This window comes from Coprococcus sp. ART55/1 (assembly GCF_000210595.1).
GTDB classification, from domain to species: domain Bacteria; phylum Bacillota; class Clostridia; order Lachnospirales; family Lachnospiraceae; genus Coprococcus; species Coprococcus aceti.
Genome location: NC_021018.1, coordinates 1,056,035 through 1,059,086, shown reverse-complemented (window position 1 = coordinate 1,059,086; position 3,052 = coordinate 1,056,035). Strand labels below are relative to the sequence as shown.

3 protein-coding genes are annotated in these 3,052 nt (G+C 44.1%); all 3 read right to left on the bottom strand.

The features are described 5' to 3' along the window. Positions 1 to 32: 32 nt before the first annotated feature. Entirely contained in the window at positions 33 to 770 is a 738-nt protein-coding gene (truA, locus tag CCU_RS05015) for a tRNA pseudouridine(38-40) synthase TruA (protein WP_117551046.1), read from the bottom strand. Between the two features lie 186 nt (positions 771 to 956). Then, entirely contained in the window at positions 957 to 1,757 is an 801-nt protein-coding gene (locus CCU_RS05010) for an energy-coupling factor transporter transmembrane component T family protein (protein WP_015533803.1), read from the bottom strand. 10 nt (positions 1,758 to 1,767) lie between these two features. Beyond that, a complete protein-coding gene (locus CCU_RS05005) occupies positions 1,768 to 2,955 on the bottom strand; it encodes an energy-coupling factor transporter ATPase (protein WP_208896005.1) in 1,188 nt (395 codons plus the stop codon). Positions 2,956 to 3,052 lie beyond the last annotated feature (97 nt).

The window sequence follows — 3,052 nt, the reverse complement described above, 5'->3', positions numbered from 1 at the left end:
AATTTTATCTTATTCTGGCAAATATTATACGTCTACAGATATTTTATCTCCACAAGAGTAAGCCCCTTGGCCTCGGCTTTCGGACCAGCTTTCGTCCTATCCTTAGCCTCAAGTATTGACTCCATACAGTCCTCCGGCCAGATTCCAAGACCTATCTTCATCAAAGTTCCCACTATGATGCGGACCATATTGTACAGGAAACCATTGCCACTGATCCTTATATGTATCATGTCGCCCGCCTTGTCTATGGTTATATCTGTTATTGTACGGACTGTATTCTCCACCTGAGACCTTGATGAACAGAAGCTCTTGAAATCATGCTCCCCAACCAGCACTGCCGCAGCCCGCTTCATCTTGTCTATATCAAGTGGATAATAGACGAATGTCGAGTAAAGACGCTCCGTCGGCATATCAAATCTTCTGTTTAATATCTTGTATTCATATGTCTTGATCGTGTCACAGTATCTCGGATGAAAATCGTCAGCCACCTGGCATGACTCCTGTATCCTTATGTCTTCCGGAAGCCGCTGATTAAGCGCAAATGAAAACTTCTCTCCAGGTATTCCTGATTCTGTATCGAACACCGCCACATTTCCCAGTGCATGTACACCGGAATCCGTTCTGCTGGCTCCTATAACCTTTATATCCTCATGACAAAGCTCGCTGAGTGTCTTATTCAGGACTTCCTCAACCGTTATTCCATTTATCTGAACCTGCCATCCACAATAATTTGTTCCATCGTAGGCTACGATCAATTTTACTCTCTTCATATTCATACTAGGGATGTATCTGACACATCCGCATCCTTTTCTATATTATCGATGTATCTGAATTACGCTCCAATTCTTAATCAAGCCCGATCGTCATTGACTCTGTAATATTTAAAACAAATCTATATACAAACGACTTTTGATCCCGAAGTGCGCATGTATCCCGAAATAAGATTGCAGGATTTCCTACATCACACATCTGTATACTATCATGCATCCCAGATACACCAACACTATAGCATAACTTACATAGTCTGTTCCACTGTATTTTAACGGATTCATGCGGCTCCTGCCTTCGCTGCCGTCAAAACATCTGGCATCCATGGCCTGGGCAAGATCTGTGGCCCTCCTTATCGCCGATACAAATAATGGTACAAATACAGGTACATAACTCTTTATCCTCTTGAATATATTGCCACTCTCGAAGTCCGCACCTCTGGAAAGCTGTGCCTTCATGATCTTATCCAGCTCCTCCATAAATATCGGGATAAATCGCAATGCGATCATAAGCATCATGGCCATATCAGACACCGGAACCTTTATTTTCTTCAAGAATCCCAGACTGCTCTCCAGTCCATTTGCCAGATTCATCGGTCTTGTAGTGTACGTCATGACAGATGAGCCTATTATGAGGTATACAAGGCGTATAACCACAAGCACCGTAGTCATCACACTGTTATCTGTTATGCGAAGTCTGTGCCAGCTCCAAAGTACCCGTCCGTCCCCGTTGAACACGCTGAATATTGCTGTAAACAGAATAAACATCCATATGACCTTCAGTCCCCTGCAAATGTATGTTATCGGCACCCTGCTCACCGCCACATATATACAGAGGAATGCCGTTGCGGCAAGTATCATGATCCAGTCCTTGCAAAGAAACAGCGATATGGCATATAGAAATGTTATTGCAAGCTTTGTTCTCGGATCCATTCTATGTATCACAGAATTGCCACTGTAATATTGTCCTATTGTAATATCTCGTATCATAGTAAATCTCCTATTCCGGGCACCCGGAAACATCTATACCGTACCGCTCAAGTAAGCTCCTGTCCTCAAAAAACTCACCTGTCCCTCCATCATACACTATCCTTCCATGCTCCATAAGAAGAATCCTCTCTGACATCTCATACACATCCTCCATGTCGTGGGATACCAGTATGATCGTCACATTTTTCTCTCTGTTGAGCTTTCTGACGAGATTCCATAACTGCTCCCGGCTCTCTCCGTCAAGCCCACATGCAGGCTCATCAAGGATCAATACGTCTGGCTCATATGCCAGTATTCCCGCTATTGCCACCCTCTTTTTCAAACCACCGGACAATTCGAATGGAGAATACTCCGCATATTTCTCCGGTACTCCCACCAACTCAAGCGCCTTTCTGGCAGCATCCTCAGCCTCTCTCTTTGACATTCCAAAGTTTATCGGGCCATACATTACATCCTTGAGCACCGTATTCTCAAACAACTGGGCCTCAGGGAACTGAAATACATACCCTATCCTCCTGCGGATATCCTTGATATTTCTTACACTCTGCACATCCGTATCATACAGATATACCTTGCCACTCTGTGGAACTATCAGCTTATTTATCATTTGAAGCAGCGTACTCTTTCCCGAGCCAGTCTGCCCTATTACAGCTACAACCTGTCCTTCATATATCTTGATGTTTATATCAGAAAGCGCCTGAAATGACTCATTTCCATTCACATACGAATACGATACATTCTGAAGCTCAACTATACATTTTTCTGAATTATCTGCAGTCTTCTCATCCTCAGCATGATTACTCTGCGCATTGTTCATATCGCTGCTTATATCCATATGCCTGTTCTTATATTTATAGCAGATATCGATCGGTATTCCGGCCCTTCGCTTCATATCAACCGGTATCTCCAGTCCATAGCTCTTAAGCCGGTCAACATCTGTGAATACATCTCCAGGTGTACCCTCTGCCACGATCCTGCTATTATCCAATATGTATACTTTATCCGCCATAAGTGCCTCAGCTATCCTGTGAGTCACCATTATTACGGTTATTTTCTTTTCTTTGTTCAATCTCTGCACAAGCTCCAGCATATCCTTTGCTCCCTGCGGGTCAAGCATGGATGTCGCCTCGTCTAGCACTATACAATCCGGAGTCATCGCCATGGACGATGCGATTGCAAGCCGCTGTTTCTGGTCCACCGCTTATTCTTGACGTATTGGCATACTTATAGGCTGTGAGCCCTGTGAGCTCCAGCATCTCATCTATCTTCTTCCATATATCTTCGCTGGAGACGCC

Coding starts and splice junctions, on each gene's coding strand:
- truA (WP_117551046.1), bottom strand. CDS start 770: ATGAAGAGAGTAAAATTGATCGTAGCCTACGATGGAACAAATTATTGT.
- CCU_RS05010 (WP_015533803.1), bottom strand. CDS start 1,757: ATGATACGAGATATTACAATAGGACAATATTACAGTGGCAATTCTGTG.